The 698-nt window shown below is 61.2% G+C and carries 1 protein-coding gene; it reads left to right on the top strand.

Features of this window, described 5'->3' with window-relative positions:
* Positions 1 to 608 (top strand): transposase (locus QCM77_RS46000; protein WP_280097152.1); only part of this gene is annotated, 608 nt, incomplete at its 5' end.
* Positions 609 to 698 lie beyond the last annotated feature (90 nt).

The raw sequence follows: 698 nt of genomic DNA, 5'->3' as shown, positions 1-698 counted from the left end.
TGGCGGCGATGGCGCAGGCGGCGAAAGCCGCGTTGCGCAGCGATACTTTGGACGTCGTTGCGGATCGGGGTTACTTTAAGGGCGAGGAAATCCTGGCCTGTGAACAGGCCAGCGTGGCAGTCACGCTACCCAAGCCGCAAACCTCGGGAGCCAAGTCGGCAGGCCGCTTTGGGAAGCCTGATTTTGTCTATTTGGCCAAGGACGATGTCTATCGCTGCCCGGCCGGCGAGAAGCTGTCGCACCACTTCACCGCTGATGAAGATGGCCAGAAAATGCGGATCTACTTGACCAAAGCGTGCCGCACTTGCCCGCTCAAGGATCAGTGCACAACGTCCAACGAGCGCCGTATCAGACGCTGGGAACACGAACACGTCGTCGAGGCCGCGCAGACGCGGCTCGATCAGAATCCCCAAGCCATGCGTGTGCGCCGCGAAACCGTCGAGCATCCGTTCGCCACGCTGAAGATGCGGATGGGTGCGACGCACTTTCTGATGAAGACGCTGCCGAAGGTGGCGACCGAGATGGCGCTGAACGTACTCAGCTACAATCTCACCCGTGTGCTGAATATCCTCGGCGTCGAGCCATTGCTGGCAGCCATGCGGGCGTGAGGCGCGGGCAGCGAACTCAATAGCGACACCGACGGCCGCCTTCGTTGCATGGAGGTGATGCGGAGCCGCGTTTTTACACAGCCTGGGTCA

The organism is Bradyrhizobium nivariense, from assembly GCF_029846695.2.
GTDB lineage: Bacteria > Pseudomonadota > Alphaproteobacteria > Rhizobiales > Xanthobacteraceae > Bradyrhizobium.
This window is presented reverse-complemented; position numbering and strand designations above follow the sequence as displayed.